14 protein-coding genes are annotated in these 17,257 nt (G+C 37.4%); 1 reads left to right on the top strand and 13 read right to left on the bottom strand.

All coding sequences use genetic code 11. The features are described 5' to 3' along the window. Window positions 1-53 precede the first annotated feature (53 nt). From AC4BC3_RS01615 to AC4BC3_RS01600, 4 genes are all read right to left on the bottom strand, one after another. Complete coding sequence (locus AC4BC3_RS01615) at window positions 54-899, bottom strand: LPXTG cell wall anchor domain-containing protein (protein WP_490466792.1); 846 nt, start codon at window positions 897-899, stop codon at window positions 54-56. A gap of 183 nt (window positions 900-1,082) precedes the next feature. Further along, window positions 1,083-1,379 (bottom strand): rhodanese-like domain-containing protein, encoded by a 297-nt coding sequence (locus AC4BC3_RS01610; protein WP_490466791.1) that lies wholly within the window; start codon window positions 1,377-1,379, stop codon window positions 1,083-1,085. After that, on the bottom strand, window positions 1,372-3,021 hold the full coding sequence (locus tag AC4BC3_RS01605; RefSeq protein ID WP_490466790.1) for an FAD-dependent oxidoreductase: 1,650 nt from the start codon (window positions 3,019-3,021) through the stop codon (window positions 1,372-1,374). Before AC4BC3_RS01605 ends, AC4BC3_RS01610 begins: the two co-directional genes overlap by 8 nt. Before the next feature lies 1 nt (window position 3,022). Next, entirely contained in the window at window positions 3,023-3,337 is a 315-nt protein-coding gene (locus AC4BC3_RS01600; RefSeq protein ID WP_490466789.1) for a rhodanese-like domain-containing protein, read from the bottom strand. A 204-nt stretch (window positions 3,338-3,541) separates the two neighbouring features. On the opposite strand from AC4BC3_RS01600, the gene AC4BC3_RS01595 reads away from it, so the two are divergent. Continuing rightward, a complete protein-coding gene (locus AC4BC3_RS01595) occupies window positions 3,542-3,778 on the top strand; it encodes a metal-sensitive transcriptional regulator (protein ID WP_206909448.1) in 237 nt (78 codons plus the stop codon). Between the two features lie 195 nt (window positions 3,779-3,973). Here the strand turns inward: AC4BC3_RS01595 and AC4BC3_RS01590 are convergent, their stop codons facing one another. The 9 genes from AC4BC3_RS01590 to AC4BC3_RS01550 form a co-directional block, all read right to left on the bottom strand. After that, complete coding sequence (locus AC4BC3_RS01590; RefSeq protein WP_490466788.1) at window positions 3,974-4,537, bottom strand: CDP-alcohol phosphatidyltransferase family protein; 564 nt, start codon at window positions 4,535-4,537, stop codon at window positions 3,974-3,976. A gap of 85 nt (window positions 4,538-4,622) precedes the next feature. Further along, entirely contained in the window at window positions 4,623-6,548 is a 1,926-nt protein-coding gene (locus tag AC4BC3_RS01585; protein ID WP_490466787.1) for an endonuclease MutS2, read from the bottom strand. Window positions 6,549-6,939: 391 nt separating this feature from the next. After that, window positions 6,940-7,809: a VOC family protein gene (locus AC4BC3_RS01580; protein ID WP_490466786.1), complete on the bottom strand. Its 870-nt coding sequence runs from the start codon at window positions 7,807-7,809 to the stop codon at window positions 6,940-6,942. 148 nt (window positions 7,810-7,957) lie between these two features. After that, window positions 7,958-8,674, bottom strand: coding sequence for an MIP/aquaporin family protein (locus AC4BC3_RS01575; protein WP_206909332.1), 717 nt, complete (start codon window positions 8,672-8,674; stop codon window positions 7,958-7,960). After that, entirely contained in the window at window positions 8,671-10,503 is a 1,833-nt protein-coding gene (glpO, locus tag AC4BC3_RS01570) for a type 1 glycerol-3-phosphate oxidase (RefSeq protein ID WP_206909333.1), read from the bottom strand. Before glpO ends, AC4BC3_RS01575 begins: the two co-directional genes overlap by 4 nt. A gap of 13 nt (window positions 10,504-10,516) precedes the next feature. Further along, window positions 10,517-12,013 (bottom strand): glycerol kinase GlpK, encoded by a 1,497-nt coding sequence (gene glpK / locus AC4BC3_RS01565; RefSeq protein WP_490466785.1) that lies wholly within the window; start codon window positions 12,011-12,013, stop codon window positions 10,517-10,519. A gap of 148 nt (window positions 12,014-12,161) precedes the next feature. Then, window positions 12,162-13,622 (bottom strand): helix-turn-helix domain-containing protein, encoded by a 1,461-nt coding sequence (locus AC4BC3_RS01560; protein ID WP_490466784.1) that lies wholly within the window; start codon window positions 13,620-13,622, stop codon window positions 12,162-12,164. Further along, the gene (locus AC4BC3_RS01555; protein ID WP_490466783.1) at window positions 13,612-14,910 is read right to left on the bottom strand and encodes an FAD-dependent oxidoreductase; all 1,299 of its coding nucleotides are present in this window, start codon (window positions 14,908-14,910) and stop codon (window positions 13,612-13,614) included. The genes AC4BC3_RS01560 and AC4BC3_RS01555 overlap by 11 nt, the downstream gene beginning before the upstream one ends. Before the next feature lie 509 nt (window positions 14,911-15,419). Then, entirely contained in the window at window positions 15,420-17,033 is a 1,614-nt protein-coding gene (locus tag AC4BC3_RS01550; RefSeq protein WP_490466782.1) for a glycoside hydrolase family 13 protein, read from the bottom strand. Window positions 17,034-17,257 lie beyond the last annotated feature (224 nt).

Genomic DNA, 17,257 nt, shown 5'->3' with positions numbered 1-17,257 from the left:
TTCGTTTGAAACACTAGAATCAATTTCTTCCTGCTTAGTCTAACTAAACCTGTTTAGGCTCTTTTTTTCATTAAAAAAGCTGTGAGACTAATCAAACTGAATCCTAAGACAGCTAACCCAACTGATTGTTCGTCGTTTGTTTTTGGTAGTTCTTTTACCGTAGAGCTAGCTGCCAAAGGCTCCACACTTTGCTTCGTATCAGTTGCATAAACGTCTTGATTCTCTATGTTAGAACCAGCTGAATGTAAAATCGACTTGATTCGCCCGATACTTGACTCAAGATCTGTTTTCTTTGCCTTTGCGTCTTCAATTGCCGCTTGTGCATCTTGAATTTTTGCATCAATTTCAGCACTCGCTGCTTCAATATCTGATTGTGTATTAGTTAAAGTCGTGGATGCGTCTGTCCCCAATGAATGGATTTGTTCTTGAATCTCTTTTGCTTTTTGAATTTTTCCATCAATATCTTTTTGTGTCGCATCAGCAATTTCTTGTGCATGAGCTAAATTTTGTTCCAATTGTTCATGATTTTTTTGGGCGTTCTCTTTTAATTCAGTCAAATCTTGATGGATCGTTTCTTGATTTTCTTTCAGTTTGTTCTTGGCATCCTCTAAAGACTGTTCGATTTCTTTTCGTCGTTCTTCCAATTTTTGAAACCAATCAGGGTCGAACCGCTGTGTTGAAGATGTCATCGTTTCGTTTGCATCAGAAGTAATCGTTGATTCTGTTGACTCAATTGGTTGTGGTACTGATTGTGACTCACTCGTTGCCACTGTTTCCTCGATACTTGTCGAGCTAGTTGTTTGTGTTATTCCCGTTGTTTCTGCCAAGACTGGTTGTGCTAAAAAAAACAATCCCGAAGCAGTAACGGTCACTGCTAGACTTGTAACAAATTTCTTCATGTCTGGATCCCGTCCTTATTCTTCAATATTCGTTTTAGTATAAAACAAATCAAGAAAAAGAAACATAAACACTCTATGGAATTTGTCTAATAAAACCAAGTCCCCAAAGCTACAAGCAGATTATTTCTTTAAATCATTTATTAAAATCACTCACAGTCACTAAGTTCTGTCACTCAGTTCCATCTAAACTAAACGGTCTGGCCAAGCGGAAGTTCCACCCATCACATTAATGACATCAAATCCTTCTGAAGCTAACCAATGACAAGCAGTTGCTGAACGTCCACCTGATTGACAGATAACATAATACGTCTTCTCTTTGGTCAATTGTGAGCTGATCGATTCTAGCTCACTTAGTGGAAACGATTCTGCATTTGGCACATGCCCCATTTGATACTCTACCGATTCACGGACATCAATAATAGGTACACTTTTCTTTTTTGTTTCTTGATAAAATTCTGCAGGACCAATACTTCTATACATAACTAATCTCCTCTGGCAACACCATTTTATACAGTCCAAATGCACCATCTAAATTTTTCACACAAAACCCTGCTTGCTTCAAAATACGCTCTGCAAGATAACTACGCAACCCACTATGGCAACTTACAATGTATTCTTTGCTTTGATCCAACTCATCTAAACGCTCGCGCAAATCATTGAGAGGAATATTGATTGCTTCTTTAAATTTTCCGTTAGCTAGTTCATTCTCGTTGCGCACATCTAAAAGAATCTTTCCGTTTTCTAATGCCGTAGCAAGTTCATGCCACTGTATAGTCTCACTGACTCCTTCCACGATATTCATCGCCGCATATCCCAATAAATTCACTGGATCTTTTGCCGAACCAAACGGTGGCGCGTACGTCAATTCTAATTCAGGCAAATCAAAAACCGTCAGCTGTCCTTTGATTGCTGTTGCTAAAATATCTAGACGCTTATCAACTCCTGTAGCTCCCACACCTTGTGCGCCATAAATTTCACCAGTCATTGGATTAAAAATTAATTTTAACAATAACTCAGTTGCTCCCGGATAGTAAGAAGCGTGACTTTTTCCAAGCACATGTGTCACTTGCACTGGCAACCCAGCTGCTTTCGCACTTTTTTCACTTAAACCAGTTGAACCTGCAGCTAAATCAAACGTTCGAACAATTGCTGTTCCGATACTTCCTTGATTTGTTCTCGGTAACCCAGCAATAACATCAGCAACTTGTCTCCCTTGACGATTGGCTGGAGAAGCCAATGAAATCAATGCATCTTCACCAGTGATTTTTTGTTTGACTACAATTGCATCTCCCACAGCATAAATTGAAGAGTTACTTGTTTGATAGTTTTCATTCACAATGATCCCACCACGTAAGCCCAATTTTAATCCAGCTTTTTCAGCTAACGTACTTTCTGGTTGAACACCAACTGATAAAATCGTCAAATCAGAAGTCAACGTTTCACCATTTGCTAAACGAAGCTTTTTCCCTTTTTCTTCAAATCCCACGACTGATTGACTCGTCAAGACCGCTACACCTTGTTTGACTAGTTCTTGTTGAACATAGACTGCCATCTCTTCGTCAAGGGTCGGTAAGACGTGGGGGGCTTGCTCCACAATCGTGACTTGCAACCCGATCTTTTGTAAATTTTCTGCCATCTCTAATCCGATGAAGCCTGCGCCAACAACAACCGCATTTTTAGGTTTTGCTTCCAACGCGTGCATGATTCGGTCAATATCAGGTACATTTCTGATTGAAAAAACATTTTCTGCTGTCGAAATCCCCGAAATATTAGGAACAAATGGTTTTGCCCCTGGTGATAAAATCAGTACATCATATGCAACTATTTCTTTTCGCCCATTTGCTACCACTTCGATCTGTTTCTCTTCGGGAGAAATATTCACTACTTCATGGTTTGGTCGGACATCTAAGCGAAAACGAGCAGCCAAAGCTTCCGGTGTTTGAACTAATAATTTTTCTCGCTCATCAATTTCTCCTGAAACAAAATAGGGTAATCCACAGTTTGCAAATGAAACAAACGGGCCCTTTTCAAACACGATAATCTCCGCCTCTTCCATCAAGCGTCGTAATCTCGTAGCAGCAGACATCCCACCAGCTACACCACCAATAATAATAATTTTCATTTTATTTCCCTCTCACTTTCGTTCCACGCCATTGATTCATGCCACCACGAACATTCACTGCAGGATAGCCTGCTTTTCTTAACTTCTTAACAGCTTGTTTACTCCGCATACCAGATTGACAAATCACATAAATGGTTTCTTCTTGATTCCCACGATAATGATTAATCCGGGCCAAAGGAAGATTCTTAGCTTGTCGAATATGCCCCCCTTGGTATTCAGAATTTGTTCGAACATCAACAATCTTTGGATTAGTTGGTAGTTTTTCAGCTAATTCTTGTGTAGTGATTGTCGGAATGACCTTAAAAAATGAAAACATTACCTTCCCTCTTTTCTTTTTTACAAATATACCTCACGGGGTATATTTAACAGGAGGATTTCGAAACTGTCAAGAGAAATAGTTTTTTCACTTTGAAAAAAAGATTTTTATTTGCAAAAAATACCTACCTAAGGTATATTTCATTTATTATCATCAAAGGAGGACGTCATATTGGAAAAAGAAGCCAAAGAAACAAAAAAAATCATGAATCGTCTGAAACGGACTGAAGGACAAATCCGCGGTATTCAAAAAATGATTGAAAATGAACAAGAGTGCATTGACGTCATCACTCAGCTAACCGCAGTCCGTTCAAGTATCGATCGAGTAATGGGAATGATTGTTGCTGACAATCTTAAAAATTGTTTTGAAAAACCTGAAACCAATCCTGAAGAACAAGCAAAAAAATTAGAACAAGCAATCAATATGATTATCAAAAAATAAAGATTATTGAATCTTTTCCACAAAAAAAGGCTGTGACAATATATTGTCACAGCCTTTTTCCCCGAATAAACAGTGTTTCCAAAGCAACTTCTCCAAAATAAATTTTCTTTTCTTAAAAATATGAAAACTATTTTCGGAAAAGCACCTTGATTGTTTGAAACTTAACGCTTTGTGCCACAACTTTTTTATAAACAGCTAATTAAGTTTAGTCGAACACAACATTTTCCGATACTCTAATGCATATAGAATAAATGATAACATCAAACATAAGGCAATCACGCTGAAAATGACTCTTACCCAAGTTTCAGCCAATCGAGGAAAGACTAATAAAATCACCATACCTAAGTAAATCACTGCTGTTGCCAATTTTCCATACCATTTGGCTCCACTTAATTTCACCTTATGTTTCAGCCCAATTATCCCTGCAACTAGCATAAATCCCTCTTTTATTACAAATAATCCTAACAATAGCCAGATCCATGGTCGATACCATGCCATTGATAAAATCAACACAAATTGTGTAAGTTTGTCAGATAAAGGATCTAGCAATTTTCCTAATTCGGTAACTTGGTTAAAACGACGCGCGATGTAGCCATCTAAAAAATCAGTTAATCCTGAGACAGCAATCACTATTCCCGCCAAATAAAAGGCACGTTGCCAAACAAAATAAAGATATATTGGCAACAAAACGATCCGAAAAAGCGAAAGCCCATTGGGAATTGTTTTGATTTCTTCTCGCCAATTTTGCGTAATTTTCATCTGTTAACAACTCCTTTCTCAAAACTCGTTCCATTTTATTTTAACTTAAGCCCCACGAAAACACTATCATAGCGGGTTATCTCCTTTAGTGAATATCGGGTTCTTTTTTCTTTTGATGTTGTCGTGTACGCATTTCTTTCAACAGCTCTTTATGCGCCTTTTTCGATCCTCTTTCTAAATCACGTTGTTTTTTTCTTGTTTTAAAGTCTACAAATAGACTATCTAGATCGTATCCTTCAGGGTACAATTCACTTGCACTTCGTCTGAACTGCACGCGTTGACGAAGGACTGCTATTTTTTCGTCGTTTAAGTAAATCACTACTCTTTCTGAACCATCATCTTCAAATACTAGTCCCTCTTTTTGATATTCTGTTAACCATACACGATCTCCTTTATCAAAACATCGTTTGACAAACTCAGTCGCGTTAGTTCCTACTTTTGAGCCTAGTTCTGCAAAATCTTTTTTCTCTGTTTGATACGTTTTTTGTTGGATATATTTTTGCGCTTGGCCAATCAGCGCGGAAGACATTTTCATTTTTTTCGCAATCCACAACGCTTGACTATCACCTGTTTCACCTACTTGTAACAAGTATTTTGGTTGTAAAGCGTCTCTATCAAACGCCATTGCTGCAGGGATAAAATCTTCATGTTCCTTAGCAAACTTCTTGATTTCACCATAATGAGTCGTTGCAACAAGCAAGGCGCCTTTCTCATACATCGTTTCCATGATTGCAACAGCCAACGCTGCGCCTTCATTAGGCTCTGTTCCACTGCCGATTTCATCAAGTAAAACTAACGTATTTCTGTTCACCTTTTTTAAAATTTCTGCAATATTTTGCATATGACCAGAGAACGTACTCAAAGCATTTTCTAAGTTTTGTTGATCGCCAATGTCTACAAATAATTCGTCAAAAATAGCGAGTTCTGTCCCTTCTTGTGCTGGGACTTGTAAACCGAACATCGCCATGAGTGTAAATAATCCTACCGTTTTCAATACAACTGTTTTCCCACCAGCGTTCGCACCTGTAATCACCAAGCCACGATAATCAATCCCTAAGTCAAAGTCTAACGGCACTGCATGTTCAGCTAAGAAAGGATGTTTCCCTTGCTTGATTGAAATTCTTTCTGATTTATTGATTCGTGGTGTGACACCTTGTAATTCACGGCTATACTTCGCACGAGCAAAAATGATATCTAACGCTGTAATCGTTTCAATAATCAAACTGATTGCTTGTTCTTCTTCTGCTAGCAATCCAGTTAATTCAGCTAACACTTGGTATTCTTCCGCAATTTCTTCTGCTTTTAGCAACTGGTATTGCTCATTTGACTTAGCAATAACTGCTGGTTCCATAAAAACGGTCGTCCCTTTATTTGATTGTTCAATAATCGTTCCTGAAAATTTATTTTTATAACTTGCCTTGATCGGAATCGTGTAATGCTCACCCTTTCGAACAATCATTGCCTCTTGGATCATTTCTTTATGATTTGGATGACGTAAAATTTTTAATAAACGTTCTTGAATTTCTTTTTCTAAATTCTGTAGGTGTTTTCGTACTTTTCGTAAATTTCGTGAAGCGTTATCACTCACTTGTTGGTTCGTGATTTTTTGATAAATCATTTCTTCCACTGCCAACAAGTCTGGCAAATGATTGGTATACGCATGTAAAGTGGGTGTTTGATATTGATTTTTCTCAAAAAACTTCGTAATCATTCGACTACTTCTCAAAAAATCAGCATACTCAATCAAGTCTGCAGGGGTTAAAATCAATCCTTTTTTCACTTGCTCTGTTAAATGACCAATTCGACTAAGACCCATAAATGGTACGTGTTGGTTACTTTCTAAAATTGTCCGTGCTTCTTTCGTCTCCACTTGCCAAACTTGAACAGTTTGCAAATTTGTTTGAACAGTTGTTTGTTCAATTCGCTCCTTGGTGTATTGTCCGATCGCACGTTTTTTTACTTCTTCTTTGATTTCATTAAATTGTAATTTTTCAATCATTTGATTATTCATATTCTCTCCTTTTCTACGAAGAGATACCCGTCCTAAAATAAATAAATCCCTAGAAAACTTTTATTGTAAAAAACAAACACTTACCTTAAGCCTTTTTCAAAGTACGATGAAATAACACAAACCGCTATCGCTTGTTACGTCTTTTTCCGTACAAAAAAAGGACGCAACACAGCTTAAAAGTTGTGTCCCATCCTTAAAAAGTCAAAAAATATGTTCTTCTGACAGGTATCACTCATAAGCACACCAAATAAACCTCTATTGGTTCATCGGTTATTCAACTTACTAATTAGATACCTACTACACTCACAAAAATTCCCCATTCATCTAGGTTTATTTATTTTCCACTTAACTATAGCAAGGAGACGATACTTTGTCAATTTTATCCCTCAATTTATGATTTTCTACCAGTGATTCTGACTTGGATTCCATTTGGATCAAAGAGAATCAATTGTCCTTCTTCATTTTTCTCATAGTCGATTGCTTTTGTTTTCCAATATTCTTCTAGACGAGTTAATTCAGCTAGCGGTACTTCAAACGTATAGTAATTCAAGCCCAGATCATTAGGTGCCATTGCTGGAATATGTGTACCTAACCAAATATTGCTGCCAATATGGTGATGATAAGAACCAGCCGCAAAAAATTTTGCTTGGTTACCAAAATCATTTTTTAAACTCAAGCCTAGCACTTCTGTAAAAAATGTTTGTGTTTGATCTAAATCTCTGACTTTTAAATGAATATGACCTACAATCGATCCCTTAGGAAATCCATGCCAATGGCGACTAGCTGATTCTAGTACACCATCGCCATCTAATGCTTCGGTTACTCCGACGATTTCGCCATCTTCTTTGATTTGCCATTCGCGCATCGGCTTATCTCGATAAACTTCGATGCCATTTCCTTCTGGATCGGTTAAATACAAGGCTTCACTATACCCATGATCGCTAGCACCAGCAATCGGCGCTTTGACTTGTAAATAATGAAGCAAGGCATCACCCAATGCTTCTCGCGTCGGTAATAAAAAGGCGACATGATATAGTCCAGTTTTTCTAGTAACTGGTAATGGATTTTCGATTTTGGTTAAAATCAGCAACACTTGATCTTCCACGCCTAAAAAACTTTGATTTTCTGTTGATTCCAGTAACGTCAACCCAATGACACGTTCATAAAAATCAGTCATTTTCACTAAGTTTGAAACAGTTAATGCGACTACTCCGATGTGTGCTGTAGCTGCTAATTGAAAATCTGGTATTAAAATCGCCATCGCTTTATCCTCATTTTCTATTTATTTGATTACATCCAGTATACAGCTTACTTTTTGTAAGTTGAAATAAAATGCTTGTTCACCAAAAAAAGTGCGAGATGAACTTTCACCCCACACTTAGAGATTCACGATTTAATTTATCTGATTATCAAACCATCAATGAAAAAACGCCAACCGCTACGATTGCACCTGCAACAGGTCCAAGAACCGGTACCCAAGAATATGCCCAATCCGAAGTTCCTTTGTTCCCAATTGGCAGCACCGCATGAGCAATACGCGGACCTAAGTCACGTGCTGGGTTAATGGCATATCCCGTTGGACCACCAAGTGATAGACCGATTGCTAAAATCAAGCCCCCAACAGCAAATACATTTGTTCCATCAGCAAATGCATTTTCGCCAAACGCTAATAGACCTAAAACTAAAACAAACGTACCAATCAATTCAGTGATAAAGTTTGCAGGATAATTTCTAATTGCTGGTCCAGTGGCGAACGTTCCTAAGATAGCTCCTTGATCTTTCGTTGCTTCCCAATGTGGTAAGTAAGATAGCCATACTAATACTGCACCAAGAAATGCACCTAGCATTTGGGCAATAATAAATGGGAAAACAAGGTTCCACCCAATTGCACCAGTCATCGCCATTGCAATACTAACTGCGGGGTTCAAGTGAGCAGGTCCCATAAATCCCGAAATGTAAACAGCCATCGTTACTGCCATCCCCCAACCTAAAGCAATGACGATCCAACCAGATGCTTGTGCTTTACTCTTATTCAAGTTAACCGCTGCACAGACACCATCACCAAGCAATACTAAAATCAACGTGCCAATAAACTCTCCCATGATTTGGGTCATTTCTGCGCTCATTTATTCTCCTCCTTTAATTCACGTAAATCTGACTCATCGACTAATTGATTGAAGTGACTTGTTTCTTGTTCCTTTTCTTCTTCAGACCAACCGAAATAAGCAGCCATTGCGTCAATCACAGGTTGTTTTAATTCATCTAGTTGATCTCGTTCAAATAACATATGGTTTGTTCGACGGATGAAGTAATCACCTGGTGTTAAGACCATTTCATTTTCTAGACCATAACGTAACCGAGCAGATTCTGCCAAACTCAAACCAGAATATGGTGCCATTTCTTTAGCTAATTCAAAGATTCGCTTAGCATTCGTTCCATAAAAATCAGCGATATAATGTGCATCTTCTTCAGACAAGCCAGCTTCCACACCGATTTTTGCTAATTCTTCGACCGTTTCTTCTAGTTTTGTTGGATCAAAATCGCCACCAGAAATAGCATACGTTTTTGAATCGATTTCTTTGAAGGTTAAGTCATATTTTTCTTGTAATAGTTGGCGAATCAAAGCCAATGCCCCTTCAGACATTTTGCGGTAATCGGTAATTTTCCCACCAGATAAAGTTACTAATCCATCTGGTTCGATTTCAAGAGAACTTCCTCGAGAAATGGCAGATGGTGCTAAATCTTTTTCACCACGACTATTTTCTAAATGATTCAAAACATCTTCTACTTCAATTCGAGAAACTTGATTTTCTTTAAATTGAGTTACTGCATCAATCACTTGATTAAAACTTTTATCTGAGATCGAACCATTGTCACCACCATTGTAATCTGAACCAGAATTTCCAATTAACAATGGACGTAACCCTGCCCAGCTTGACTCAATATCATCTAACGTAATATTTGCTTCTGGATAACGATGGTTGATAACATCTAAAAGATAGTCAACGTCTTCTTGCGTTACTTTTGGATCTGTGTATTCTCCTTGATAATCCGTATCTGTTGTTCCAAAATACGTCTTGTTTTCACGAGGAATAGCAAAAACCATACGTCCATCTTGCTTACCTGTGTCAAAATAGGTTGGTTGTGGAACTGGTAATTTCTTGCTATCGACTACTAGATGAATCCCTTTTGTCGGACGCATTTTCGGCACAACTGCCCGAGCGAAATTCATATTACGAACTTTGTCGACCCAAGGTCCACTTGTATTGATTACAACTTTTGCTTTGATTTCAACTACTTCGTCAGTTAATAAATCTCTTGCTTTAACGCCAACGATTTGATTTCCTTCATACAAGAAGCCAACCGCTTTCATTTTACTTACCAAGTAAGCACCATCTTCAGCTGCTTTTTTGATATTATCAATCACCAAACGTGAATCATTGTTACGAAAATCAAGGTAAACACCTGCACCTAGTAGTCCTTCTTTTTTTAAAAATGGTTCACGCTCTAAAACTTCATCTGGCGTCAATGTATAATTTTCATACTTTGTCCCAATCACGTTAGCCAAACGATCATATAAATCCATAGCAATTTTGACAGAAAACATATTGAAAGTCGTTGCACCTTCATCTTCATAAATAGGTAGTAGCATTGGATCTGGTTTAGGAATGTGTGGTGCAACCTGTTGAACCACTGCACGCTCAGTCACTGTGTCTGCTACAACTTCAACATCAAAATTTTTCAAATAACGAATGCCACCATGGACTAGCTTAGTTGAACGTGAAGAAGTGCCTTCAGCAAAATCTTGCATTTCAATCAAGCCAGTCTTCATACCAGCCGCAGCAGCTTGCACTGCTACCCCAGCACCAGTAATCCCACCACCAATGATGAGTAAATCTAATTCTTCTTTTTGCATTGCTTGAATACTTGCTTGTCGTGTTTTCTTTGAGAACATGGTTTTTCCTCCCTTATTCAAATACGCGTGTTGCTTCTACAGCTTTTTTCCAACCACTGTAAAGTTTCTCACGTCTTTGTTCTTCCATTTGAACCTCAAACATTTTCCCAGCTTCGTAAAATTCACGAATTTCATCCATATCTTTCCAATAACCTACTGCTAAACCTGCCAAGAAAGCTGCTCCTAAAGCAGTTGTTTCCAAGTTTTCAGCTCGTTGGATTGGTGTGTTCAAAATATCTGTTTGGAATTGCATTAAATACTCATTGTTGGCTGCTCCGCCATCTACTTTTAATACAGGAATTTGAATACCCGTATCTGCCTGCATGGTTTCAATGATGTCACGAACTTGGTAAGCAATTCCTTGTAACGTTGCTTTAATGATATCTTCTTTCGTCGTTCCCCGAGTAATCCCAAACATCGCTCCGCGTGCTGCTTGATCCCAATAAGGTGCGCCTAACCCTACAAACGCTGGAACAACATAAACTTCATCATCACTTGTTGAACGTTTTGCTGCTTCTTCTGAGTCACTTGCTTTTTGCATCATCTGTAACCCATCACGTAACCACTGAATCGAAGAACCTGCCACGAAAATACTTCCTTCCAAGGCATAGTACACTTTACCGTTGATTCCATAACCGATCGTAGTTAATAAATTATTTTTTGATAATTGCGGTGTCTCACCTGTATTCATGACAATAAATGAACCTGTACCATACGTGTTTTTTACCATGCCGGGTTCAAATGCCATCTGACCAAATAATGCTGCTTGCTGGTCGCCTGCCATTCCTGAAATTGGTGCTTCACTACCATAAAAATGATAACCTTGTGTATAGCCATAAACTTCTGAATTAGACGTTGCTTTTGGCAACATTGCACGAGGAATTTTCAGCAAATCAAGAATTTCTTGATCCCATTCTAAATTATGAATATTGAACAACATCGTTCTACTAGCATTGGAATAATCTGTTACATGTGCTTGTCCATCTGTCAACTTCCAAACCAACCATGAATCAATTGTTCCAAAAAGTAATTCACCTTTTTCTGCACGCTCTTGTGCGCCCTCCACATGATCTAAAATCCAGCGAATTTTAGTAGCTGAGAAATACGCGTCAATCACTAATCCTGTTTTTTCATGGAAGAATTTTTGATAGCCTTCTTCTTTCAATTGATTCGCAATATCCGCTGATTGACGAGATTGCCAAACGATTGCGTGGTAGATTGGTCGTCCCGTGTCTTTTTCCCAAATAACTGTCGTTTCGCGTTGATTCGTAATACCAATCCCAGCGATTTGATTGGGTTTGATCCCCGATTCAATAAATGCTCCTGCAATAACTGATTGAACTGAGTTCCAAATTTCATTTGCATCGTGTTCGACCCAACCATCTTGAGGAAAATGTTGAGTGAACTCTTTTTGCGAACTGCCGATGTGTCTTCCCTTTTTGTCAAAGATGATCGCTCGTGAGCTCGTTGTCCCTTGATCAATGGCCATAATGTAAGTTGATTCTGTCATTGTTATCCCTCCATTTTTTGCAAACGCTTTCTTTAACTGAACTAATCATACAATGTAATTAAAAAAAGAAACTGCCAAAAATTGATTTTTTTGAATTATTTTTGACAGTTTTCTTTCAATTCCTTGATACGAATGACTTTCAAAGATGTTAATTTTTTTCTTTTTTGTAACGTTCAATCTGATTTTTCAATCGTGCAATATCATAACTAGAAGCAAATTCTGAAAGATAATAGCGATTTTCTTCTTTGTTAATTTGATTAAACGTTATGATAAGATCATATTTTTTTCCTTCTTGGTATGATTCTACTTGCACACCACTAATTCCCTTAAGTTCGCTCAATAAAAATTGCTGGAAAGCAATGCGATAAATCGGTAAAGTCGTTAAATCAATCCCGATAATCACTAATTTCGCAATATAAAAATCAATCATCATCAGAACACTAGCATATAAAATCATTAAGTTATCCAATGTTTGAATATCAAATTCTTTCGTAGGTAACTGCTTGATAGCTGTTTCTTTTAGTTGTTCCAATAACTTGCTCAAAGAATGCCCAAGCATCTTTTTCTGTTGTTCAAGCAAGTGTTTACGATCGTAAATCGTTAATTTACCATAAAAGAAATATAATTCATTATTGATTTGTGAGAGTTGATACCCGACAGCTTTTTCTTCACTGATTTTTAGTCGCCTTGGACGATAATGCCATAACATCGTTTCTCGAATATATGTATCCAAAACTGCAGTTGGTAATTTTTTGCTTCGAGTCAACTCATACTGATAAAAAATTTCCTCTTCTAAAATTGAAAAAGAAACAAAAAAACTATAAAACATCAGCGTTTCGTACGCACTTAGATCCGCTGCTAAACGACTCAGATATAAAATCAAGATTGCATCGATTGTTTGATACAGCCGATCTTCTTGATATAGCTGTTTCTTTTCCCGCAAAGTTGAAAAAGTCGTTTTTTCGCTCACTAATCGCTTCTTCGTAATTCCCACCCAACAAGCTAATTGAGCAGTCGAAAATGTAGAAAAAGTTGTTTCTAACACATGCTCCAACCCTAAGATAATCGTCTTTTTATCTGGTGTATTTTGGAGGTAAAGTGGACGTTGTTCTTCAGGAATAAATCGAAATAATTCGTAATAAAAGTACCTTACTTGCAGTTCTTCTCCGTAAAGTTGACCATTTTTTATCTGGATTCCAAACTCTTTCAGTAATCGATTCAATTCTTTGATCTTCCGAAAAACAGACGATTCACTGATAGAAAAAGCCGTTGCTAACTGGACAATTGAAGCTTGTTGATGTTCCAATAGATATGTCAGTAATTTGTATTTCAAGCTATCTTGTAAAAGGTGCAATATGATTTGTTCCAAACTTACTGTTTCATCCAAAGACAAGATGACTTGATAATCAGTTCGAAAAACTTCTACTTTTTTTTGCATACTCAAACCAATCAGTTCAATCTCTTCCAAGTAGGAATCAAAGGATGATTTAGACAACTCCACCTCATGACGCAATTCATTCAAGGAAGATTGTCCACCTCGTAAGACTAATTGACGTAAAATTGTTACTTGTAGTTGTTCTTTCTTTTCTAGTAATTCTTCAACTCTCATAAGAAGACTCACTCATCTCTAAAATCGTTTCTGGAGTTCGGTATTCTGGTTGGAAAAATAACTCATGCGCCCCCAATTGTTGTAACGTCCACTGCTGTTCGATCGCAATCGTCAATAGATCCAATAATCGAAAAACAGATGACTTACTTTGAAGTTGTGCACCAATCAATTGATCTGTTTCCTGATCAACCAATAACTGGAGGTAAATCTTTTCATTATTCGTAAGCGAAACACGATGTTCTTGATTGATTTTCCGAACTCTTCCTGCATAAAAAAAGCGTTCACTTTCGGTCAAACCTACGCTACCAATAAAATGTCCAAACCATTTATTACCAACTGGACGATAGGTACCACTATCTTTCGTCGGTTTCCCACTGATTGTTTGACTAACTACTTGTGCTGTTCGAATAGCATTATTCACTAGTGAAACATACATTTTTTCTTGTGTTGGTCGAAAGGTTACTTGGATAGCATCCCCAATGGCATACACATTTTTTCGTGAGGTTTGCAGATAGTCGTCCACCCAAATCGTTCCATCATCATTCAGACTGATAGTCTCTGCCCATAAACTGTTATCTGGTCGTGTATGATTAGCTAATAAAACTAGATCATAATGAGCTTTGCGTTTTTCAGACTCTAAAATAGCACCATTTTTATCGGCTAAAACTTGGACTTGTTCATTCAAAAAAAGCTGTATGCCGCTTTTGGTCATTTCATTCACGATTGACTCTGTCATTTGTTCATCAAGATAACGAAACAAAATTTGATTGCGGCTTTCATAAAGATCAACTTTTTTTCCTAAAGCTGTTAAGTCTTCTGCTAGCGCCACACCTACTTGTCCTGCCCCTACAACTGCTACTTTATCCGCTTGCGCAAGTATTGCTTCCAACTCAGTAAAATCGTTTCCCCTCTTAACGGAATAAATGTACTGTGCTTTTGGCTCCTCCATTCGTCTAAAACTTTGCGCGGAACCCGTCGCAATAATCAATTGGTCAAAAGGTAATTTTTCCCCGTTGTCTAATATCACTTCATTTCTCACTAACCCAATCGCTGCCTTTTGTGTCATTACATTGATTCGACTATTTTTTTCAAGTCTTTCTTTTGTTATCCAATGGCTTTGTTTTTTGTCAATGATTTGTTGCGTCAAGAGTAAATGAAAGCTGCTTGGGATAAAACCGATTTCATTTTGTTTTTCGATCAAATAAATTTCTGCTTGTGGACAAGCTTCGTTAAGTAATTGAGCTGCGTGGATTCCTGCGAATGAACCGCCAATGATCACAATTTTCATCTATGTTCTCCTTTTCTGATCTTCTTATTTGCAGAATAGCATTTCAGTCAAAATGTTTCAAAAATATCACTCTTCTTAACGATTTTTTCCTTAAAAAAAAACAAAAAAACTCAGTAAAAGAGATTCTTCCTCCTCTCGGATGAAATTGTTCTCTTTCGCTAAGTTTTCTCGTGTGTGTTGGAATTGTGAATGAATTGGATTGAATTTATGTAAAGTTTCTGATCAAGAATGATTACTTAAGCAAAAACTTCCAATGATTTGAACAACGTCAGTTGCAATTGTTAACTAATTTTCTTTTCACGAAAAACTGATACAAGCATACTAATTTTCGTTATTTAAAGTTACAAAACAGTTGAATCCTTTTGCTGTAAAAATCATGTGTGCATATCATATGATTTTTTGGATTATTTGTCAAAAATCTATACCTATTTTATCGTGCTGACTTGATAATAAAGTCAGGCAGCTTGTTTAGTGCATTTGCCTGACTTTTCTCAATTAGCTACTTCTTATCAAACCTTCAACACAAATGCTTCATACGGACGCATCGTCACTTCTCCAACAGGTACCTCTGTCAATTCATAGTTTGTTAAAATAATTTCTGTACTCTGTGGAACTGAAACTGTCTGATTCTGTTCCGATAAATTACATGCGACCAACCATTTTTCGTCACCTAAACTACGCAAGTAAGCAAAAACTTCTGTTGGTGTGTGCACTAATTCATATTCCCCCCAAACAATAACATCATGTTCTTTTCGTAAAGCAATCAATTGCTGATAGGTATAAAAAATCGAATTCGCGTCTGCTAATGCTTGTTCTACGTTGATTGTTTGATAATTTGGATTCACGTGTAGCCACGGAGTTCCAGTCGTAAAACCGCCATTTGTACTTTCATCCCACTGTATCGGTGTTCGAGCATTATCTCGCCCCTTAGCATTGATTGATTCAATCAAGTCCTCTTTAGAAAAACCTAACGATAATCTTTCTTGGTACATATTGATAGTTTCAATATCCGTTGCTTGCTTGATATCAGTAATGGGATAGTTGGTCATTCCAATTTCTTCTCCCTGATAAATATAGGGCGTCCCCTTCATCAAGTGTAATAAAATTGCAAAAGCTTTGGCACTCTCTACTCGATACTGTTGATCATTTCCCCATCTTGAAACAATTCGTGGCAAATCATGGTTATTCCAAAATAAACTATTCCACCCTTCATTTCCTAAAGAAGTTTGCCATTTTGACAATACTTCCTTCAATTTGGTTAAATCTAATGGTGCTAAATCCCATTTTTCTTTTCCTTCTTGCTGATCTAAACCAACGTGCTCAAATTGGAAAACCATGGACAATTCATTTCGTTGTGGATTAGAATACAATTTCGCAATTTCTGGCGTTGCCCCCCAGGTTTCTCCAACTGTTAAAAGATCTTTGCCACCAAATGTTTCAGCATTCATCTCTTGTAAGTATTCATGGAGTTTTGGTCCGTTTCCTGTAATTTCTTGATCTGGAAGTTTGCCAATCAAGTCAATCACGTCCATCCGAAACCCGCCAACACCTTTCTCAATCCAAAAATTCATCATGTCATAGACTTCTTGACGAACTTTTTCATTTTCCCAATTTAAATCAGGTTGTTTTTTGCTAAATAAATGTAAGAAATATTGTCCTGAGTCTTCATCAAATTCCCAAGCAGAACCACTGAATGTGGAGCGTAAGTTATTAGGCACCTGACCAGCAACAGGATCACGCCAAATATAGTAATCACGATAAGGATTTTCTGGACTCTTTCGTGCTTCAACAAACCAAGCATGTTCATCTGAAGTGTGATTGACTACTAGATCCATAATGATTCGGATGTCTCTTTTCTTTCCTTCTGCAATCAACTCTTCCATATCTGTCATCGTACCAAACTCACTCATGATTTCTTCGTAATTGCTGATATCGTACCCATTATCATCATTAGGTGACTGATAGACTGGCGACAGCCAAATAGCGTCTATTCCTAAAAGTTCAAGATAATCTAAACGCGAAATAACTCCTTGTAAATCTCCAATTCCGTCCCCATTCGTATCTTGAAAACTTCTTGGATAAATTTGATAAACGACCGCACGTTGCCACCATTGTTCCTTCATATTCATTCCTCCTATACATTTGCTCAAGTAAAAAAGAAATCGCTTACGTTTTTATTCAACGAAATTAGCTTTTTCACTTTAGATCTGGTTGCTTGAATTGTAGCGTGACTAAATCAAATAGTAAATAGACCTTTTCTTGTCATTTTTCATAAAAAAAACAAAAAGCCTTTCATCACAATCACTAGAAAGAATATTCGTGATGAATGTTAACGATAACAATTTTT

It is taken from the genome of Enterococcus sp. AAFC-DPL-6103 (assembly GCF_058216595.1).
This window is presented reverse-complemented; position numbering and strand designations above follow the sequence as displayed.